At 76.3% G+C, this 18,410-nt stretch carries 17 protein-coding genes and 1 pseudogene; 5 read left to right on the top strand and 13 right to left on the bottom strand.

Annotation, left to right across the window (positions count from 1 at the left end; genetic code table 11):
- The coding region (locus HLB09_RS04100) for a helix-turn-helix domain-containing protein (RefSeq protein ID WP_212770520.1) at positions 1 to 309 on the bottom strand (309 nt) is incomplete at its 3' end.
- A gap of 87 nt (positions 310 to 396) precedes the next feature.
- Between HLB09_RS04100 and HLB09_RS04095 the strand changes: the two genes are divergently transcribed.
- Both HLB09_RS04095 and HLB09_RS04090 read left to right on the top strand, forming a co-directional pair.
- Positions 397 to 1,569 carry an SLAC1 family transporter gene (locus tag HLB09_RS04095; protein WP_171202132.1) on the top strand — a complete coding sequence of 391 codons (1,173 nt, stop codon included), beginning with the start codon at positions 397 to 399 and terminating at the stop codon, positions 1,567 to 1,569.
- Between the two features lie 126 nt (positions 1,570 to 1,695).
- The gene (locus tag HLB09_RS04090) at positions 1,696 to 2,619 is read left to right on the top strand and encodes a siderophore-interacting protein (RefSeq protein WP_171202131.1); all 924 of its coding nucleotides are present in this window, start codon (positions 1,696 to 1,698) and stop codon (positions 2,617 to 2,619) included.
- Positions 2,620 to 2,719: 100 nt separating this feature from the next.
- Here HLB09_RS04090 and HLB09_RS04085 read toward each other — a convergent pair whose 3' ends face one another.
- The 4 genes from HLB09_RS04085 to HLB09_RS04070 all read right to left on the bottom strand — a co-directional run bounded on the left by HLB09_RS04085 (position 2,720) and on the right by HLB09_RS04070 (position 8,218).
- Entirely contained in the window at positions 2,720 to 4,252 is a 1,533-nt protein-coding gene (locus tag HLB09_RS04085) for a S8 family serine peptidase (RefSeq protein WP_171202130.1), read from the bottom strand.
- Positions 4,253 to 4,370: 118 nt separating this feature from the next.
- Complete coding sequence (purB, locus tag HLB09_RS04080; protein ID WP_171202129.1) at positions 4,371 to 5,804, bottom strand: adenylosuccinate lyase; 1,434 nt, start codon at positions 5,802 to 5,804, stop codon at positions 4,371 to 4,373.
- A 55-nt stretch (positions 5,805 to 5,859) separates the two neighbouring features.
- Positions 5,860 to 6,540 (bottom strand): vitamin K epoxide reductase family protein, encoded by a 681-nt coding sequence (locus tag HLB09_RS04075; protein WP_171202128.1) that lies wholly within the window; start codon positions 6,538 to 6,540, stop codon positions 5,860 to 5,862.
- A 94-nt stretch (positions 6,541 to 6,634) separates the two neighbouring features.
- Entirely contained in the window at positions 6,635 to 8,218 is a 1,584-nt protein-coding gene (locus tag HLB09_RS04070; RefSeq protein ID WP_171202127.1) for an MFS transporter, read from the bottom strand.
- A gap of 217 nt (positions 8,219 to 8,435) precedes the next feature.
- Between HLB09_RS04070 and HLB09_RS19115 the strand changes: the two genes are divergently transcribed.
- Complete coding sequence (locus HLB09_RS19115) at positions 8,436 to 8,972, top strand: TetR/AcrR family transcriptional regulator (protein WP_171202126.1); 537 nt, start codon at positions 8,436 to 8,438, stop codon at positions 8,970 to 8,972.
- A gap of 111 nt (positions 8,973 to 9,083) precedes the next feature.
- Here the strand turns inward: HLB09_RS19115 and HLB09_RS04060 are convergent, their stop codons facing one another.
- The 4 genes from HLB09_RS04060 to HLB09_RS04045 form a co-directional block, all read right to left on the bottom strand.
- Positions 9,084 to 9,506 carry a hypothetical protein gene (locus HLB09_RS04060; protein WP_171202125.1) on the bottom strand — a complete coding sequence of 141 codons (423 nt, stop codon included), beginning with the start codon at positions 9,504 to 9,506 and terminating at the stop codon, positions 9,084 to 9,086.
- Positions 9,496 to 9,687, bottom strand: coding sequence for a helix-turn-helix transcriptional regulator (locus HLB09_RS04055; RefSeq protein ID WP_171202124.1), 192 nt, complete (start codon positions 9,685 to 9,687; stop codon positions 9,496 to 9,498). Before HLB09_RS04055 ends, HLB09_RS04060 begins: the two co-directional genes overlap by 11 nt.
- A gap of 109 nt (positions 9,688 to 9,796) precedes the next feature.
- Positions 9,797 to 10,873 (bottom strand): spore photoproduct lyase family protein, encoded by a 1,077-nt coding sequence (locus HLB09_RS04050; RefSeq protein WP_171202133.1) that lies wholly within the window; start codon positions 10,871 to 10,873, stop codon positions 9,797 to 9,799.
- A 128-nt stretch (positions 10,874 to 11,001) separates the two neighbouring features.
- Entirely contained in the window at positions 11,002 to 11,427 is a 426-nt protein-coding gene (locus HLB09_RS04045) for a DoxX family membrane protein (RefSeq protein WP_171202123.1), read from the bottom strand.
- 140 nt (positions 11,428 to 11,567) lie between these two features.
- On the opposite strand from HLB09_RS04045, the gene HLB09_RS04040 reads away from it, so the two are divergent.
- Positions 11,568 to 12,323, top strand: coding sequence for an SDR family NAD(P)-dependent oxidoreductase (locus HLB09_RS04040; protein ID WP_171202122.1), 756 nt, complete (start codon positions 11,568 to 11,570; stop codon positions 12,321 to 12,323).
- A 97-nt stretch (positions 12,324 to 12,420) separates the two neighbouring features.
- Here HLB09_RS04040 and HLB09_RS04035 read toward each other — a convergent pair whose 3' ends face one another.
- From HLB09_RS04035 to HLB09_RS04020, 4 genes are all read right to left on the bottom strand, one after another.
- Positions 12,421 to 14,607, bottom strand: coding sequence for a S9 family peptidase (locus HLB09_RS04035; protein WP_171202121.1), 2,187 nt, complete (start codon positions 14,605 to 14,607; stop codon positions 12,421 to 12,423).
- A gap of 20 nt (positions 14,608 to 14,627) precedes the next feature.
- On the bottom strand, positions 14,628 to 15,158 hold the full coding sequence (locus HLB09_RS04030) for an ATP-binding protein (protein ID WP_171202120.1): 531 nt from the start codon (positions 15,156 to 15,158) through the stop codon (positions 14,628 to 14,630).
- Between the two features lie 152 nt (positions 15,159 to 15,310).
- Positions 15,311 to 16,669: a DUF2254 domain-containing protein gene (locus HLB09_RS04025; protein WP_171202119.1), complete on the bottom strand. Its 1,359-nt coding sequence runs from the start codon at positions 16,667 to 16,669 to the stop codon at positions 15,311 to 15,313.
- Positions 16,670 to 17,791, bottom strand: a complete 1,122-nt coding sequence (locus tag HLB09_RS04020; RefSeq protein WP_171202118.1) for a YihY/virulence factor BrkB family protein — start codon at positions 17,789 to 17,791, stop codon at positions 16,670 to 16,672. It lies immediately after the preceding gene.
- Between the two features lie 202 nt (positions 17,792 to 17,993).
- Between HLB09_RS04020 and HLB09_RS04015 the strand changes: the two are divergent.
- Positions 17,994 to 18,410, top strand: a pseudogene (locus HLB09_RS04015) (hypothetical protein); the annotation flags it as partial.

The following is an 18,410-nucleotide window of genomic DNA, read 5'->3' as shown; positions in this document are numbered from 1 at the left end:
GTGGGTGGCGGCGTCCTGGCGCAGCGCCGTCGCCGCCGCGTCGAGGTGGGCGGCGGCGTCGAGGACGGCGTCGGCCCACCGGGCGATGAGCTCGCCGGCGGGGGTCAGCCGCGAGCCGCGCGCCCCGCGCAGGACGAGCGGGACGCCGACGAGCGCCTCGGTCGAGCGCAGGCGCGCCGAGGCGGCCTGCTGGGTGGTGCCGCAGGCGGCGCCCGCCGCTCCCAGCGACCCCAGGTCGCGCACCGCGACGAGCAGCTGGAGGGCCCGCAGGTCGGGCACGCGGTCGCCGAGCACGCCCGAGGCTCGCACCACCACCTCTCAGCCACAAGCGGAGGCTGTGGGGTCACGCGCCCGAGGGGGCTACCGGGCCCTCTCCGCCGGCCGCACGCTCGACGCGTGCTCACCGCCCCCTCGCCCGCCCGCACCTCCTCGGCACCGCCGCTCCCGCGCCGCCGCCTGCTGCCCGCGCTCGAGCACCCGGGGCAGGCGCTCGAGCACGTCACGCCCAACTGGTTCGCCTCCGTCATGGGCACGGGCGTCGTCGCCGTCGCCGCGTCGTCGCTGCCCCTGCAGGGGGCGGTCCTCGACGCCGTCGCGCTCGTCGCCTGGCTGCTCGCGGCGACGCTCCTCGTCGTCCTGACCCTCGCCTTCGCGCTGCACTGGCGGCGCCACCGGGCGCTCGCCGCCGGCTACGCGCGCCACCCCGTCATGGCCGGCTTCTACGGCGCCCCGGCGATGGCGCTGCTGACGACGGGCGCGGGCGCGCACCTCGTCGGCGAGCGGCTCCTCGGCGAGGCCGCGGGCGTCGCCGTCTTCGCCGTCCTCTGGGTGCTCGGGACGACGCTGGGCGTGGCGACGGCCGTGTGGGTGCCCTTCCGCACCGCCACGCGCGCGGGCGACGCCGCCGCGGTGGGCGAGCGGGCGGGCGAGCCGCTGCCCGCGTGGATGATGCCGGTGGTCCCGCCGATGGTGTCGGCGTCGACGGGCGCGCTGCTCGTGCCCGAGGTGCCGGCCGGCCAGCTGCGTCTGGCGCTGCTGCTGGCGTGCGCGGCCCTCTTCGGGCTGGGCCTGCTGGCGGGTCTCATGACGGCGACGCTCGTCCACGGGCGGCTGCTCACGGGCGGCCCGCTGCCGGTGCAGGCGGCGCCGACGACCTGGATCACCCTGGGCGTCGTCGGCCAGTCGGCCACCGCGGCGGTGCTGCTCGGCGGCGCGACGGCCGCGGTGGCGGGCGCGGGCTCCGACGCCGCGCGGGTCGTGCACGTCCTCGGTGTCGCCTACGCCGCCGCGATGGTCGGCTTCGGCGGCCTGCTCCTCTTCCTCGCGGCGGCGCTGACGGCGCACGCCGCCCGCCGCGGCCTGCGCTTCTCGCTGACGTGGTGGAGCTTCACCTTCCCCGTCGGCACGTGCGTCACCGGCACGAGCGGCCTGGCGGCCGCCACGGGCTCGACCGCCGCGGCCGCGCTCGCCGTGGGTCTCTTCGCGCTGCTCCTCCTGGCCTGGGCGCTCGTCGCCGGCCGGACGGCGCGCGGGGCCGCCAGCGGCGCGCTCCTCCTGCCGACGGGCTGACGGCGCCCCCCTGGGGCTGACAGCACAGCCGGCGGGACGTACCGTAGGGAAGGCAAGCCTCACCTGCGGCGGTCGTCGTGGGTGGGCCCCCACCGCCGGCCGCCCGCGCCGGACCCGAGGAGCCGCATGACCACCACGACCGAGGCCCGCCCCGCCCCCGCGCCGGCGCAGTCCGCGCCGCACCGCGAGCGGGCCGCGACGTCGCCGCAGGACGCCGGCCGGGTCGGGGCGGTGCGCCGCCGCCCCGTGCGCGAGCGGCTCGCAGCCGTCGCCGTGCCGGTCCGAGTCAGCGCCGTCCGCCGCGTCACGCCGTCGGTCGTCCGGGTCACGCTCGCCGGGGAGGACCTGCGCGCGACGCCCGCGCTGGGCGCCGACCAGTACTTCCGCCTCCTGCTGCCCCGCCCCGGCCAGCAGCGCCCGCGGCTGCCCGAGACGGAGCGGTGGTGGCCGGAGATGCAGGCCATGCCGGCCGACGAGCGCCCCGTGCTGCGCAACTACACGGTCCGCGACGCGCGCCCCGCGGACGGCGAGCTCGACGTCGACCTCGTCGCCCACGGCGAGACCGGCCCGGCGAGCGCCTGGGCGCTGCGGGCCGCGCCCGGCGACGAGGTGGGCGTCATCGTCCAGGACACGTGCTTCGCGCCCCCGGCCGGCACGGGGCACGTGCTCCTCGTCGCCGACGCCACGGGCGTGCCCGCGGCCGCCGGCATCCTCGCCGCGCTGCCCGCCGGGACGACGGCGACGGTCCTCGTCGAGGTGCCCACCGCGCAGGACGCCCCCGACCTGCCCGCCCGCGACGGGGTCGAGGTGTCCTGGCGGGTCGCGGGCGACGCCGGCTCGCTGCTCGAGGACGTCGCGGCGCGCTCGCTGCCCGCCGCGGGCGTCTACGCGTGGGTCGCCGGCGAGGCCGCCCTCGCCACGTCCGTGCGCCGCCACCTCGTGCGCGAGCGCGGCCTCGGGCTGCACCGCTCGGAGCTGTGGCGCCTCGGGGCCCTCGCCGACGTCCTCGCCGGGCCGCTGGGCCACCACGCCGAGGGCGCCCTCGCCTGAGGGGTCCCGGGCGCGGCAGCCCGCTCGGGGACGGGGCCCCACGACGACGACGGCGCCCGCCCCCGGTGGGGACGGGCGCCGTCGCGGGCTCGGGCGTCGGTCAGCCCACCGTCACCGCGGCGAGGGCGTCGACGAGGCCCTCGCCGAAGTAGCCGTTGTCCTCGGGCGAGCCCGTGCACGGCTGGCCGGCGTACGGCGTCGCGGGGCAGGGCACGTCGGTCGCCTGCTCCTCGAGCAGCGCGCGGAGCTCCGCGGGCGTGGCGTCCGGGTGCGTCGTCTTGAGCAGCGCGAGGACGCCCGCGACGTGCGGCGACGCCATCGAGGTGCCGGACAGCGCCGCGTAGCCGCTGGGCAGGATGCTCTGCGGGATCGTCGAGATGACGCGCGTCCCGGGGGCGGCGACGTCGATGACGCCCTCGCCGTAGTTGGAGAACGTCGAGCGCGCGCCGTCCTGCTGCGTCGCCGAGACGGTGACGACGCCGGGCAGCTCGGTGGGCATGTCGACGCAGCCGCGGACGTCGCGGTCGGCGATCGCGCCGCTGCCGTCGTTGGGGCTCGAGCTGCTCGTCGTCTTGTCGGCGAGGTCGTAGGCCGAGTTGCCCGCGGCGGCCGCGCTCACCACGCCCTGGGACTCCGCGTAGGCGACGGCGCGGGTGACGGCCTCACGGGCGGCGGCCTGGCTCACCTCGTCGTCGCACCAGAACTCCCACGGGTCGACGTAGTAGCTGTTGTTCGTGACGTCGAAGCCCTCCTCGGCCGCGTGCATGAAGCCGCAGATGGCCGACTCGGGGTAGATGAAGCCCTCGGCGCTGACGACCTTGACCGCCGCCAGGGTCACGCCCGGCGCGACGCCGACGACGCCCTGCCCGTCGCGCTTCGCGCCGATGGTCCCGGCGACGTGGGTGCCGTGGTACCCGCCCGGGAAGGGCAGGTAGGCGCCCTCGCTGCCGTCGAAGCGGCCGCCGCCGGTGCAGTCGCCCGAGAGGCTCCGGTCGACCTGGCCGGCGAGATCAGGGTGGCTGTCGTCGATGCCGTCGTCGAGGACGCCGACGACGACGTCGGGGCTGCCCGGCTCGATCGCGTTCGCCCGGTCCGCGCCGATGGCGGCCATGTCCCACTGCACGGCCTCGACGGGCTCGTCGACCGCCGTCGCGTCGACGACGCCCAGCGCCGCGGCGCCGCCCGGCGCCGACGCGCCACCCGTGAGGAGCTCGCGCATCTCCGGGCGCTGCGGGCCGCGGCCGGGGCCGCGCCAACGGCCCGGGACGCCCTCGAGCACGGGCACCGTGCGGGTCGGGCCCACGGAGTCGACGAGCGAGGAGAAGTGGCCGGCGAGGACGTCGTCGCGGAAGTCCGCGTCGGCCGAGCGGGCGACGACGACGCCGATCTCGGGGTAGTCGACGACGGTGCTGCCGCCCGCGCGGGCCACGGCGACCCGCACGCGCGCGACGGCGGCCGGCGTGGCGTCGGTGTTGACGACGTAGCTCATGACCCCCTGGCCCGGCGCGGGGCGGGTGATCGGGGGCGCGGCGGACGCCGGGCCGGCGACGGCCGTGGCGGTGGCGGCGCCGGTGAGCGCCAGGGCGAGCGCGGCCGCGGCGGTGCGGCGGGCCCGACGGTGTGCGTGGGTCACGTGGTCTCCCGGGTCGGTGGCTGCCCTCTCGCTCGAGGGCCGCGGGTGACCGTACGCCGGGGCACCGACGAACGGGGCGGAGCGGACCAGATCGGTCGTACCGCCCCGCCCCCCGCCGTCAGCGCAGCTCGTCGACCAGCCGCCCGGCGAGACCCGTGTAGGTCGACGGCGTCAGCGCGGCCAGGCGCGCCGCGACGTCGTCCGGCAGGCCGAGGCCGGCGACGAAGTCGCGCATCGCCGCGCCGTCGACGCGGCGCCCGCGCGTGAGCTCCTTGACGCGCTCGTACGGCTCGTCCATGCCCGGCGTCCCGGCGACGGCCTGGGCGCGCATGACGGACTGGACGGCCTCGCCGAGCACCTCCCAGTTGGCGTCGAGGTCGCGCGCCATGGCGTCGGGGGCGACGTCGAGCCCGCGCAGCCCGCGGCGCACGTTGTCGAGGGCGAGGAGCGAGTGCCCGAGCGCGGTGCCGATGTTGCGCTGCATCGAGGAGTCGGTGAGGTCGCGCTGGAGCCGTGAGGTCACGAGCGTCTGCCCCAGCACGTCGAGCAGCGCGTTCGAGACCTCGAGGTTCGCCTCGGCGTTCTCGAAGCGGATGGGGTTGACCTTGTGCGGCATCGTCGAGGAGCCCGTCGAGCCGTGGGCGCCGAGCTGCTGGCGGAAGTAGCCGACGGAGATGTAGCTCCACACGTCGGTGCAGAGGTTGTGCAGCACCCGGTTGAAGCGGGCGACGTCGGCGTAGAGCTCGGCCTGCCAGTCGTGGGACTCGATCTGCGTCGTCAGCGGGTTCCACGTCAGGCCGAGGTGCTCGACGAAGGCGCGGCCCTGCGCGGGCCAGTCGACGTCGGGCAGCGCGGCGACGTGGGCGCCGAAGGTGCCCGTGGCGCCGTTGAGCTTGCCGAGGTACTCGGCGCCCTCGACGCGGCGCAGCTGGCGGCGCAGCCGGTGCGCGAGGACGGCGAGCTCCTTGCCGAGCGTCGTCGGCGTCGCCGGCTGGCCGTGCGTGCGGGCGAGCATCGGCACGTCGGCGCTCTCGTGCGCCATCGCCGCGAGCTGGTCGACGAGGGCCGTCGCGGCAGGGAGCCACACCTGCGTGACCGCGCCGCGGACCATGAGCGCGTAGGCGAGGTTGTTGACGTCCTCGCTCGTGCAGCAGAAGTGGACGAGGGCCTCGGCGCCCTCGAGGGAGGTGCCCTCGAGGTGGCGGGCCACGTAGTACTCGACCGCCTTGACGTCGTGCGCCGTCTCCCGCTCCAGGGCGCCGAGCTCGGCGACCGAGTCGGCGTCGAAGCGCTCGACGAGCGCCCGCAGCGCCGCGACGTCCTCCTCGGTCGGCTGCGGGGCGCCCGGGACGACGCCCGTGAGGTGCAGCAGCCACTCGACCTCGACGTGGACCCGCTCGCGGTTGAGCGCCGCCTCCGACAGGTGCTCGACGAGCGAGGCGACGGCGCCGCGGTAGCGCCCGTCCAGCGCGCCCAGGGGGATGCCCGCGTCGGCGAGGGGCGTGCGGGCGCCCGCGAGGGCGTCGGGCTGGGGCTGCGCGGCGTCGGTCACGGCGGCATGGTCCCAGAGGCCGGCCCGCACCTCGTCCGCGCCGCCGGCGACGACGTCAGGCGAAGGGCAGCAGGGTCCGCCAGTAGTCCCAGAACTCGACCGCGACGAGCACCACGACGACGGCGTAGGACAGGGCGATGAGGGGGAACCGCAGGTCGACCACGGCTCGCGCGAGGCCGGCCGGCGCGGGGACCGCGCCCTGCTCGAGCGAGCGCGCCGTCGTCGTCCAGAACAGCGGGATCATCACCGACCACACGACCATGCAGTACGGGCACAGGGCGCCGATCGCGTAGAGGCTCTGGCTGATGAGCCAGACGACGAGGGCCGTCCCGGCCGTGACACCGACCTGGACGCCCAGCTGCACCCACCGCGGCAGGCGCGCACCGCTGAGGAGGACCACGCCGAGCGTCGTCAGGACGGCGAAGGACGCGATGCCGATGAGCGGGTTCGGGAAGCCCAGCAGCGCCGCCTGCTCGGTCTCCATGACGCTGCCGCACGACAGGACCGGGTTGATGCTGCAGGACGGCACGTAGCTCGGGTCGAGGGCCAGCTCGAAGCGCTCGACCGTGAGGACGAAGGCGGCGACGAAGCCGATGGCCCCGGTGACGAGCATCCACGCGCCGAAGCGGCGGTCACCGACGACCGGCGCGAGCGGGCCGTCCTCGACGTCGTCCGCCTCGTCGTACGGCTCGACGTCGTGGCGGTCGCCGGGGGCGCGCTGGTCCGTGGCCGACATGCCACGCAGGGTAGGCCGCGCTCCCTGGGACCCGCCTGGACGTCACCCCTGCGCCCAGGACGCGGAGGTGACGCCCCCTTCACGCTCGCGACCGTCAGCGGCCGGCGCGCGGCCGCAGCGCCAGGGCGACGACGACGGCGGCCAGCAGCACGACGCCGCCCCCGATGGCGGCCGTCACGTCGACGCCGGCGGCGAAGGAGCCCTGCGCGGACGCCAGCAGCGCCGCGCCGTCGGCCCCGCCGAGCAGGCCCGCGGCCTCGACGGCGCCGCCGAGGGTCTGGGTCGCGGCGTCCGCGGTGGCGTGGTCGACGCCCGCGGGCACCGCCAGGTGCGAGCGGTACACGGCGCCGAGCACGCTGCCGAGCACGGCCGTGCCCAGCACCGCGCCGACCTCGTACGCCGTCTCCGAGACCGCGGACGCGGCGCCCGCCCGGTCGGCGGGCGCCGAGGTGAGGATGGCGTCGTTCGTCAGCGTCTCGGCCAGGCCGACGCCCGCCCCGACGAGCACGGACGCCGCCACGAGCAGACCCGCCTCGGGGGCGCCGCTCAGCTGCGTCGCGAGCGCGTACCCGAGGGCCGACGTCGCCAGACCGGCGGGCACGAGGACGTGCAGCGCCCACCGGCGGGCCAGCCGCACGGCGAGCAGACCCGTCGCGATGGTCGCGGCCATGCTCGGCAGCAGGTGCAGCGCCGCCGCGAGCGGCGAGAGGCCGACGACGAGCTGCAGGTACTGGGAGGTGAAGAAGAGGAGGCCGACGAAGGCGAAGATGCCCATGAGGTTGGCCGCGACGGACGCGCTGAAGACGGGCACGCGGAAGAGGGAGAGGTCGAGCAGCGGCCGGGCCCGGCGCAGCTGGCGGCGCACGAAGAGGACGCCGCTGGCCGCCCCCAGCAGCGCGGACGCCACGACGACGTCGGTCAGCCCGTGCTCGGCGGCGCCCTTCACCGCGTAGACGAGCGGCAGCATGGTCGTCAGCGAGAGCACCACCGAGAGCAGGTCGACCGGCCCGGGCGCGCTCTCGCGGGACTCGGGCAGCAGACGCGGCCCGGCCACGACGATGAGCGCGGACACGGGGACGGCGACGAGGAAGGCCGCGCCCCACCAGAAGTGCTCGAGGAGCACCCCGCCGACGACCGGCCCCACCGCCGCACCGGCCGAGAAGCCGGTGGCCCAGATCGCCACGGCGAGGCGGCGCTGGCCGCCGTCGGGGAAGACCGAGCGCAGCAGCGCGAGGGTCGGCGGCATGAGCATCGCGCCGAAGACGCCGAGCAGCGCCCGCGCGCCGACGAGGGCGCCCGCCGTCGGCGCGAAGGCCGCGAGCAGCGACACGAGGCCGAAGCCCGCGCTCCCGACGAGCAGGAGGCGGCGGCGGCCGATGCGGTCGCCGAAGGAGCCCATGGCGACGAGCAGCCCGGCGAGCACGAGCGGGTAGACGTCGACGACCCACAGCAGCTGGGTGGCCGTGGGGCGCAGCGAGGTGCTGATCGTCGGCAGCGCGAAGGACAGGATCGTGCCGTTCATCGACGTCAGCAGCGTCGGCAGGACGAGCACGACGAGCGCCAGCCACTGCCGGGCCGTGGCGCGCGGGGGCGCGACGACGTCGGGCCGGCGGCGCTGGACGGGCAGCGGGCCGGTGGCGGGTCCGGTGGTGCGGCTGTCGTGCGTGGCGGTGCTCATGGCGGTCCTTCGACGGTCGTGGTGCGGGCGCGCCGCGCGCCGGGCCGACCGTCGCCGACGGCGAGCGGGGGGCCCGGGACGTCGGCGTCGCAGGGTGCTGGTGGTGCTGCTGGGGTGGCGGCCCCGGCGTCCGGTGCGGGCACGGACGAGCGGGGGCCGCCGTCGTCAACTGTACCGTCTGGACGGTCTGTTCCCGACCGCTGGCTACGCTGCCCGGATGACGGCCCGGGACCGCGTGCTCGACGCCTACGAGTCCCTCCTCGTCGAGGCGGGACCGGCCGCGGCGACGCTCGACGCCGTCGCCTCCGCGGCGCAGGTGTCCAAGGGCGGCCTGCTGTACCACTTCCCCAGCAAGGAGGCGCTCGTCACCGGGCTCCTCGAGCGCCTGCGGCAGCGCGGCCTCGAGGACGCCCAGGAGATGCGCGCCTCGGACAGCGCGGTCGCCACGTGGCTGCGCGGCTCCGCCCCGCCCCTGCAGGGCGAGAGCGGCCTGTCCCGCACGTACGTCGCGGCCCTGCGCATCGCCGGCGGCGACGAGGCCGCCGACCTCGCCCGCGCCGTCTTCGCCGAGATCGACGAGGCCTGGTTCGCAGCCCTCCTGGACGAGCTCGGCGACCCGGCGCGCGCCCGCCTCGTGCAGCTCGTCGGCGACGGGCTCTACCTGTCGGCGCTCACGGGCGCCGACGACGCCGGCCCGGTGCCCGTCGACGACCTGCTGGCGGCCCTGGCGCCCGTCCTCGACCGGCAGCGCTGACGCCCGAGGCGCCCAGAGCTGTGCGGCGAGGTCGCGGTGCACCGCGACGTGGGCGCACAGCTCGGCGTGGTCCTGGGGGCGCGGCGCCGGCCGGGCCCCCTGGAGGACGCCTCAGCCCTGCCGGTCGTGCACGACGAAGGCCGCCACGAGCACCGCGGCCTCGGCGGCGAGCAGCAGCGTGACGACGACCTCGGGCCGGGCCCCGAGGCCGAGGGCGACACCGGCGACGCCCGTCAGCGGCAGGGACGCGAGGCCGAGGACGGCCAGCGCGCGCGTGAGGACGGCGTCGTCGCGCTCGTCCCCGGTCTGCGTCCAGCCCCGCTCGAAGGTGGTCGCCCGGCCGGGGCCGCGGGTGGTGCGCCAGGCCATGGCCGCGCACGCCACGAGGGCGAGCCCGCCACCGACGAGGAAGCCGTCCCCCATGCCCCCCGGGGCGCGGTCGCGCAGCAGCAGGCCGACCGCCACCACGAGGGCGAGCGCGACGGGGAGGACCACGAGGTAGCGGCGGCGGGCGGTGCGCAGGTCAGTCGACATGGAAGATCTCCTCCACGGGTCGGCGGAAGCGGCGGGCGACGGCGATCGCGAGCGGCAGGGAGGGGTCGTAGCGCCCCGTCTCCAGCGAGTTCACGGTCTGGCGGGAGACCCCGAGGGCCTCCGCCAGCTCGCGCTGCGACAGGCCCTCGGCCTGCCGCAGCGCACGGACGTCGTTCCGCACGACCACCTCCGGTGTCAAGCGTGCTTGTCACCCGCAGCCTGCGCCGGGAGCCTCGTGGTGTCAAGGGTGCTTGTCACCACGACCCGCGGTGACGCCAGCGGCCGGCCGGTCAGAACGCGTAGCGCACGGTGAGCCACGGCGTCTTCTCGGCCATGAGGTCGAGCAGCCGCTGCAGCCAGACCTTCTTCCAGCGGGCGCGGTACCGGACGTTCTCCATGCCGTTCTGCGAGCGCTTGGCCTCCTGGATGTCCGGGCGCCAGATGGCCTCCTCGCCCTTCGGGTGCCAGCCGAGGTTGACCTCGTGCAGCCCGGCGTTGTGGGTGAGGAGGATGACCTCCGCGGCGGCCTGCGCCTTGGCGGCCGGCGACAGGACGTCGTCGATCTCCTCCAGCAGCTCGGCCCACTCCTCGAGCCAGCCCTCGTGCACGACGACGGGCGAGAGGTTGAGGTGCACCTCGTAGCCGGCGGCCACGAAGTCGTCGACGGCCGCGACGCGCTGGGCGACCGGCGAGGTGCGGACGTCGAGCAGGCGCGCCATCCGGTGCGGCATGACGGAGAAGCGCACGCGGGTGCGGCCCTGCGGGTCGTAGTCGAGGAGCTCGCGGTTGACCTGCTTGGTGGCGAAGGACGCCTTGGCCGTCGGCATCGCGCGGAAGGCGGTGACGAGGTCGCGGACGTTGTCGCTGACGACGGCGTCGACGGAGGCGTCGCTGTTCTCGCCGATGTCGTAGACCCACGCGGCGGGGTCGCACTGGTCCGGCCCCGGCTTGGCGCCCTGGCGCGCGACGTGGCGCTGGAGGTACCCGACGACCTGGTCGATGTTGGCGTAGACGGTGATGGGGTTGGCGTACCCCTTGTGCCGCGGGACGTAGCAGTACGCGCACGCCATGGCGCACCCGTTGGCCGTGGACGGCGCGATCCAGTTGGCGGACCGCTCGTTGCGCCGCGCGGTGAGGGTCTTGCGGACGCCGAGCGCCAGCACCTCCGTCTTCGTGCGCACCCAGCGGTCGACGGAGCTGGCGTCGTCGTGCACGCCCTGGACCCGCTGCGCGGACGGCACCTCGACGACCTCGGCGCCGGGCCACCGCTCGACGACCTGGCGCCCGCGCTCGAGCTCCAGCGCCGCTGGCTCGGCGTAGATGGTGCGGACGTCGAGGAGCTGGCGCGGCGCGCGCGTCCCCCGCACGGGCGCGTCCTCGGCCGTCGCCTCCGCGCCCCCCGCCTCGTCCGTCACGGACGAAGGCTACGAAAGTCCGCCCTGAGGTCACCGATCGGGGGAGGAGGGCTACGAAGTCCGCGGTGGGGCGGGCCGGGTCAGCGGCGGGGGCGCGAGCGGCGGGCGCCGACGAGGTGGTCGAGGCTCGCCCGGCCGGGGCCGGCGCCGAGGAGGGCGAGGGCGGCCGCCGCGACGACGCCGACGAGCTCCCAGCCGCCGCCGTCGACGAGGACGCCGTTGCCCCGGTGCACGAGCCAGAAGGCGCCCGCCATGTCCACGAGCACGAGCACCGAGACGAGCGTCGTCGCCGCGCCGAGGACGAGCAGCAGCCCGCCGAGCAGCTCGACGACGCTGACGGCCACGGCGGCCACCTCGGGGGCGGGCACGCCGAGGGAGCCGAGGAAGCCCGCGGTGCCCTGCACGCCCTGGTCGACGAGCTTGTCCCACCCGTGGACGGCGAGGACGACGCCGACGAGGAGGCGGGCCAGGAGGAGGGCGAGGTCGCGGACCGGCTCGGGCAGCACGCCACCACCCTAGCGGGCGTGTGCGTGAACGCTCAACGAGTGGTAGGCCTGGGGCTGCGACGCCGCACGGCGGGGTGACCGCCCCGCCCGGCGTCGCGGACGGCGCCGACCCGCGGCGCCCTCGTGGAGGAGGAGCAGCGATGGCCCAGTACGACGTCCGAGACAGGTCCGCGGTCGTGACGGGCGGGGGCTCCGGCATCGGCCGGGCCGTGGCCCTCGGCCTGGCCCGCAGCGGGGCGTCGGTCCTCGTGGCCGACCTCGACGAGCGGGGGGCGCGTTCGGTCGCCGCCGAGATCACCGGCGCCGGCGGCACCGCGCGCCCCTTCACGGTCGACGTGACCGACGCCGCCCGCGTCGCCGAGATGGTCGCGGCGGCGCAGGAGATGGCGCCCCTGCGGGTCGCGGTGAACAACGCCGGCATCGGCGGCCCGACGGCGACGACCGCCGACTACCCCGCGGACGCCTGGCGCCGCGTCATCGACGTCAACCTCGTGTCGGTCTTCACGTGCCTGCAGGCCGAGATCCCCGTCATGGCGGAGAACGGCGGCGGGTCGATCATCAACATGGCCTCCGTCCTCGGCAGCGTGGGCTTCGCCGGCTCCAGCGCCTACGTCGCCGCCAAGCACGCCGTCGTCGGGCTGACGAAGTCCGCCGCCTGGGAGCACGCCGACCAGGGTGTGCGCGTCAACGCCGTGGGGCCCGCCTTCATCGCGACGCCGCTCGTCGAGGCCTCGCTCGACGAGCGCTCCCGGACGGCCCTCGGCGCCGCCCACGCCGTCGGCCGCCTCGGCACCCCCGAGGAGGTCGCCGGCCTCGTGGCCTTCCTCGCCAGCGACGACGCCGCCTTCATCACCGGCAGCTACCACCTCGTCGACGGCGGGTACTCCGCCCGCTGACGCCCCACCCGTCCGGCACGGGCGCCGGGCAGCGGTGGACCCCCGACGCGGTCAGGCGCGCCGTGGGTCCACCGCCGGGGTTCCGACGCCGGGGGCCTCAGAGAGGCGGCAGCGGCTCCGCCGGCGCGCCCAGGACGTCGAGCACCCACGCGTACTCGAAGGCGCGCTCCTCCCAGCTCTTGTAGCGCCCGGAGGCGCCGCCGTGCCCGGCGTCCATCTCGGTGCGCAGCAGCACCGGCCGCGAACCCGTGCCGACCTCGCGCAGCCGCGCCACCCACTTCGCCGGCTCGACGTAGAGCACGCGCGTGTCGTTGAGGCTCGTCATCGCGAGCACCGCCGGGTGGTCGACGGCGGCGACGTTCTCGTACGGCGAGTACGCCTTCATGTACGCGTAGACCTCCGGGTCCTCGAGCGGGTTGCCCCACTCGTCCCACTCGGTGACCGTCAGCGGCAGCGAGGGGTCGAGGATCGACGTCAGCGGGTCGACGAAGGGCACCTGCGCGAGGACCCCGGCGAAGGCCTCGGGCGCCAGGTTGAGCGCCGCGCCCATGAGCAGGCCGCCGGCCGACCCGCCCATCGCGACGGTCCGCTCCGGCGTCGTCCAGCCCTGCTCCACGAGCGCCGCCGCGGACGCCGTGAAGTCGGTGAAGGTGTTCGTCTTCCGCAGCTCCTTGCCGTCGTCGTACCAGTGCCGACCCATCTCGCCGCCGCCCCGCACGTGGGCGACGGCGAAGACGACGCCGCGGTCGAGGAGCGAGAGCCGCGAGATCGAGAAGGACGGGTCCATGCTCGCCTCGTAGGACCCGTAGCCGTAGAGCACGGCGGGCGCCGGCTCGCCGCGCTCGACGGCGGCGGCGACGTCCCGGCGCGCGACCACGGAGACGGGCACGCGGACGCCGTCGGGCGCCGTGGCCCACGTGCGGCGCTGGACGTAGTCCTCGGACGCGTACCCGCCGAGCACGGGCGTCTCGCGGCGGAGCACCTGCTCACCCGTCGCGACGTCGAGGTCGAAGACCCGCGGCGGCGTGACGAAGGACGTGCGCACGAGGCGCAGGAGGGGCTGGTCGAAGGCCCGGTTGCCGCCGAGCCCGACGCTGAAGAGCTCCTCGTCGACCTCGACCTCCCGCGGCTCCCCGATCGCCTCGGGCGTCAGCGGCGCGACGGCGAGGCGCGGCAGGACGTCGCGGCGGTAGGCCAGGGCGACGAAGTCCGCGAAGGGGGCGACGCCCTCGAGCCGGGTGCCGGGCACGTGCGGCAGCACCGTCTCCCAGCGCTCCGGCGACGGGTCGTCCACGTCGACGACCGCGAGCTGGAAGTCCTCGGCGCCGCCGTCGTTGTGGAGCACGAGGAAGCGGTCGCGCACCGAGCCGTCCGGCTGGGGCAGGGCGACGTGCTCGACGTCGTACTCCACGCCCGCCCGGCGCGGCGCCACGACCCGCAGCCCGGCGCCGGGGTCGAGGGTGTCGAGCACGTGGGTCTCGCTCGTCGTCTTGGCCGCGCTCTCGACGACGAGGTAGCGGCGGCTGCGCGTGCGCCCGACGCCGACCCAGAAGCGCTCGTCGTCCTCGCGGAAGAGGACGTCGTCGTCCGACGCGGGGGTGCCCACGCGGTGCCGGCGCACCTCGTGGGGACGCCAGGCGTCGTCGACGACCGTGTAGTGGACGACGGCCGAGTCGGCCGACCAGGTGGCCCCGTAGAAGGCCCCCGGCACCTCGTCGGGGAGGTCCTCGCCGCTCGCGAGGTCGCGGACCCGGAGCGTGTACCGCTCGTCGCCGGTCGTGTCGCTCGACCAGGCGAGCCGGGCCCCGTCGGGGCTGACGGACGCGGCGCCGAGGGAGAAGAAGTCGTGGCCCTCCGCCTCGATGTTGGCGTCGAGCAGCACCTGCTCACCGGGCAGGGCGCCGTCGGGGCCGGCGGCGGGCGGGTCCCAGCTGTCGGCGTCGGCCACCGGGGCCCGGCAGGAGAGCCCGTACTGCTGGCCCTCGACCGTGCGCCCGTAGTACCACCAGTCGCCCTCGCGGCTCGGCACGGAGAGGTCCGTCTCCTGCGTGCGCGCCTTGATCTCGCCGAAGACGGCGGCCCGCAGCCCCTCCTGGCCGGCCGTGACGGCGCGGGTGTGGGCGTTCTCCGCCTCGAGGTGCGCGCGCACCTCCGGGTCGTCCTTGGCGCGCAGCCACTCGTACGGGTCCTCGACGACGTCGCCGTGGTGCTCGCGGCGCACGGGGCGGCGCGCGGCGACGGGCGGGCCGGACGAGCCGTCGGCGGGGGCTTCGGAGGTGCTCATGCCGCGACCGTAGGCGGCGCTCAGCCCTGCCGGCTCGCCGGGCCTCGGCGCGGGGGACGGGCGAGGGGCCCCGGCGCGTGGTGCTCGGCGCCGCGCTGGGCGGGGGGTCCCGCGGTGCGCAGGCAGGCCCAGACGTGCTTGCGACCGTCCTCGACGTACCAGCCGCGGTGGCTGGCGAGCATGGCCACGAGCGGCAGGCCGTGCCCGCCGAGACCGGGCGAGCGGTCGTGCTCGGGGGTGGGCGGCGAGTCGACGTCGGGGTCCGCCACGTCGAGCAGGCACGACATCCCGTCCGCGACCACCGACACCTGGGCGGGCGGACGGGCGTGGCGCAGGGCGTTGGTGACGAGCTCGCTGAGGAGGAGCGCCAGGGTGTCGGGCAGGCTGATGGAGCCCTGCCACCCCTCACCGGCCGAGGGGAGCTCGGCCGCGTGCGCGGCGAGCTCCCGGCGGGCGCTCGTGAGGTCGGTGGCGGTCTCGACGACCCAGGTGCCGATCAGGCGGCCCTCGACGTCGGGGCGCCGCCGGGGCCAGACGGTGCTGCCGCCCACCGTCCACCCCACCCTCGACCACCACGGTCATCGTCACCGGCGCTCGTCGTCGCCCCTGCCCGTCCCACGGTAGGTGCGACCTCCGCTCGGCGCGCGCCCGGTCCGGGCCCGTGTCTCCCCGCACGCGGGAGTGCCCGGCTCGGGACACCCCGTCAGGCGCCGCGGGCGGCGGCGTCCACACGAGACGACGCGGCGGCGAGCAGCGAGGCCCACCGCGGGTCCTCGCGCAGCGGTGCCGAGACGGCGAGGACGCGGTCGCGGGTCGCCAGCACGGCGGTGAGGTGGTCGGGGTCCCGGCGCACGGCCGCGGCGACGTCGGCGAGCAGGTGGAGCAGCGCGGAGACGACCATGGGGTCGCCCGCGCCGTAGACCGCCGGCTGGCCCACGACGACGTCGAGCACCTCCGCCACGCCGTCGCGCCGCAGCACGACGCGCACGACGCCGTCGTCGTCGCGCACGAGGGCGTCGCCCACGCCGTGCGCGAGGGCCTCCGGCACCGCGGCGCGCAGGTGGGTGATGGCGTGGACCGCGGTCGTCGGGTCGTTGAGGGAGGACGAGACGGCGCGCATCGCCACGTCGGCCAGCTGCCGCAGGCCGAAGGTGGGGTCCTGGTCGGCCGCCCGCTCCTCCCCCACCGCGACGGCGTGGCGGACCGCGCCCTCGACCTCCGCGTCGTGGGAGCCGGCCCCCGACGACCGGCCGCCGACCCCCTCCGCGGCGTCGCGGGGCAGGAGCCGCGCGAGCAGCGTGCCCGGCACGGCGACGGCGCCGGGCGTGGCCCGGACGTCGACGACGGCGTCGTGCTCGCGGGCCAGCTCGACGAGCGCGCCCTCGTCGACCGACGTCACGAAGCCGGTGCGCTCGGAGGTGACGGCGAGGCCGTCCTCGCGCCCCTGCAGGGAGGCGGGCACCCGCTCCGCGGGCCGGCTGCGGGACAGGACGCCGCTGGCCTCGGCGTGGACGTCGACGAGGATCGGCTCGATGCGGATCTTGCGGGACAGGTGGGCGAGGAAGACGACGAGCGTGACGACGCCGACGAGCGCGAGGAGCACCGCGAGGGTCACCGAGAGGCGGGGCACGAACTCGGCGGTGGAGTCGTCCGAGTCGCGCACCGTTCGCAGCACCACGAGGCAGTAGGCGAAGGAGCCGAGGAAGACGCCGAGCGTCACCTGCACCGCCCGGTCGCTGGCGAAGGTGCGCAGCAGGCGCGGGGAGTACTGGCTGCTCGCCAGCTGGAGCGTCACCACGGTGAGGGAGAACGTCAGCGAGCTGACGGTCATGAAGGCGCTGGCGATCGTCTTGAGGACGTCACGCGCGGCCGAGGAGCCTCCCCCGAAGACGACCGTCTCGACGAAGACGGGCAGGTCCCCGTCGAGGGCCTCGTCGAGCAGCGGCAGCAGCACGCCCGCGACCGTCGCCAGCACGACGAAGGTCACGGGCAGCGGCCAGAGGCTCGCCCGCGCCGTCTCGGCGAGCGTGCTCAGCGACCGCCGCCCGGGGAGGCCGGACACCTACCGCCCCTCGCGGACGCCCTCGCGGCGCTCCCGCTCCTCCCGCTCCGCCTGCTCGGCGCGGGACTCGCCGCCGTTGCGGAGGCGCAGCTGGTACCCCTCGTCGACGGCCTCGCGCATCTTCGCGTCCTTCTTGTCGCTCGCCCGGGTGTCGCGCGGCGGCAGCTGGACGGTGTCCTCCGCCGGCAGGCCGGCCTGGAGCTCGCGGCCGCGCTCGACCTCGGCGTCGATCTCAGCGCCCAGGAGGAGGGCGATGTTCGTGATCCACAGCCAGAGCAGGAAGATGACGACGCCCGCGAGCGCGCCGTAGGTCGCGCTGTAGCTGTCGCTGTTCACCACGTAGAGCGCGAAGGCGACCGACGCGAGCAGCCACACGGCGATGGCGACGAGCGCGCCGAGGCTCATCCAGCGGAACTTCGGCTGCTGGACGTTCGGGGTCGCGTAGTAGAGCACCGCCACGATGACGACGACGATCGCGAGCAGCACCGGCCACTTCGCGATCGACCAGACGGTGACGGCCGTCCCGCCGAGCCCGACGACGTCGCCGATCGCCTGGGCGACCGGCCCGCTGACGACGAGGATGACGAGCGCCACGGCGATGAGGACGAGCGCGCCGAGGGTGAGCAGGTACTGGACCGGCTTGAGCTTCCAGACCGGCCGGCCCTCGTCGACCTCGTAGATGCGGTTCATCGCGCGGGAGAAGGCGCCGACGTACTTCGACGCCGAGTACACGGCGCCGAGGATGCCGATGACGACGCCGAGGCTGGCGCCGGTGGTGCTCTGGTTGCTGATGAACTGGTCGATGAAGCTGTTGACGGGCCCGGAGACGTCCGAGCTGGGCGACAGCGTGCTGACGATCTGCGTGATGCCGTCCGAGACCGCCTGGCTCTGCCCGAAGAGCCCGAGCAGCGACACCAGCGCGATGAGCGCCGGGAAGAGCGCCAGCACGGAGAAGTAGACGAGCGCCGCCGCGAGGTCGGTCACCTGGTCCTTGGAGAACTCCCGCAGCGCGCGCTTGACGATGTAGCCGGCGGTGGGCTTCGCCAGGTCGTCGGGGCTGTCGGGCTTGCGCCCGTCGTCCGGGTGCGGCGCGTCCTGCGCCTTGGCGCTGGTCTGCGACATGGTCCTGGCCTCCGGGTGGGCGCGTGCGACAACGGGGCCCCTGGCTGGACCGCGTCACAGCCTGGCCCTCCTCGGGCGGGGGCGCGATCGGGGACGGACGGCCGACGGTTACACCTCACCCCCGTCGACCTCACCCCGCCGACCGCGCGACCACGTCCGCCGGGCGCTCAAGGCGGAGCCGTCGCGTGCCGAGGACCACCCCGTGAGCGCCCCGACCAGCCCCGCCCCGCGGGCGGCGACCGCCCTCCGGCGGGTCGCGGCCCTCCTCCGCCTCCGGCCGCTCCGCGCGGCACGGGCCGGCGCCGGACCCAGCCGCTCCCCCTCCCGCGCCGGCGGCCCCGCCGTCGTGACGGCGCCCGACCGCGACGCGCTGCACCGCCTGCTCACCGGCCTCCTGCTGGAGCACCCCGGCGAGCCGATGGCCCTGCTCCTCGTCGGCCTCCTCCCCGCGGACGGCCGCGACGGCGTCGGGGACGGCTCCGAGGACCTCCTGCGCGCCCTCGTCGAGGTCGCCGGCAGCGAGGACGTCGACCCCGGTCGCTCGGACTTCTCGCTGACCGCGCAGGTGCACCTGGAGCCCTGGCACACGAGCGACGGCGCCAACGTCGTCCAGAAGGGC

The sequence above is a fragment of the Pseudokineococcus marinus genome, from assembly GCF_013004605.1.
Taxonomy (GTDB): Bacteria; Actinomycetota; Actinomycetes; order Actinomycetales; family Quadrisphaeraceae; genus Pseudokineococcus; species Pseudokineococcus marinus.
Note: the sequence above shows the minus strand (reverse complement) of the source record. Positions and strands in the feature narration are given on the sequence as shown.

Bases quoted from the DNA above. Each gene is read 5' to 3' on its own strand.
- HLB09_RS04090 (WP_171202131.1), top strand. From the start codon at position 1,696: ATGACCACCACGACCGAGGCCCGCCCCGCCCCCGCGCCGGCGCAGTCC.
- HLB09_RS04020 (WP_171202118.1), bottom strand. From the start codon at position 17,791: ATGTCGCAGACCAGCGCCAAGGCGCAGGACGCGCCGCACCCGGACGAC.
- HLB09_RS04040 (WP_171202122.1), top strand. From the start codon at position 11,568: ATGGCCCAGTACGACGTCCGAGACAGGTCCGCGGTCGTGACGGGCGGG.
- HLB09_RS19115 (WP_171202126.1), top strand. From the start codon at position 8,436: ATGACGGCCCGGGACCGCGTGCTCGACGCCTACGAGTCCCTCCTCGTC.
- HLB09_RS04075 (WP_171202128.1), bottom strand. From the start codon at position 6,540: ATGTCGGCCACGGACCAGCGCGCCCCCGGCGACCGCCACGACGTCGAG.
- HLB09_RS04060 (WP_171202125.1), bottom strand. From the start codon at position 9,506: ATGTCGACTGACCTGCGCACCGCCCGCCGCCGCTACCTCGTGGTCCTC.
- HLB09_RS04035 (WP_171202121.1), bottom strand. From the start codon at position 14,607: ATGAGCACCTCCGAAGCCCCCGCCGACGGCTCGTCCGGCCCGCCCGTC.
- HLB09_RS04070 (WP_171202127.1), bottom strand. From the start codon at position 8,218: ATGAGCACCGCCACGCACGACAGCCGCACCACCGGACCCGCCACCGGC.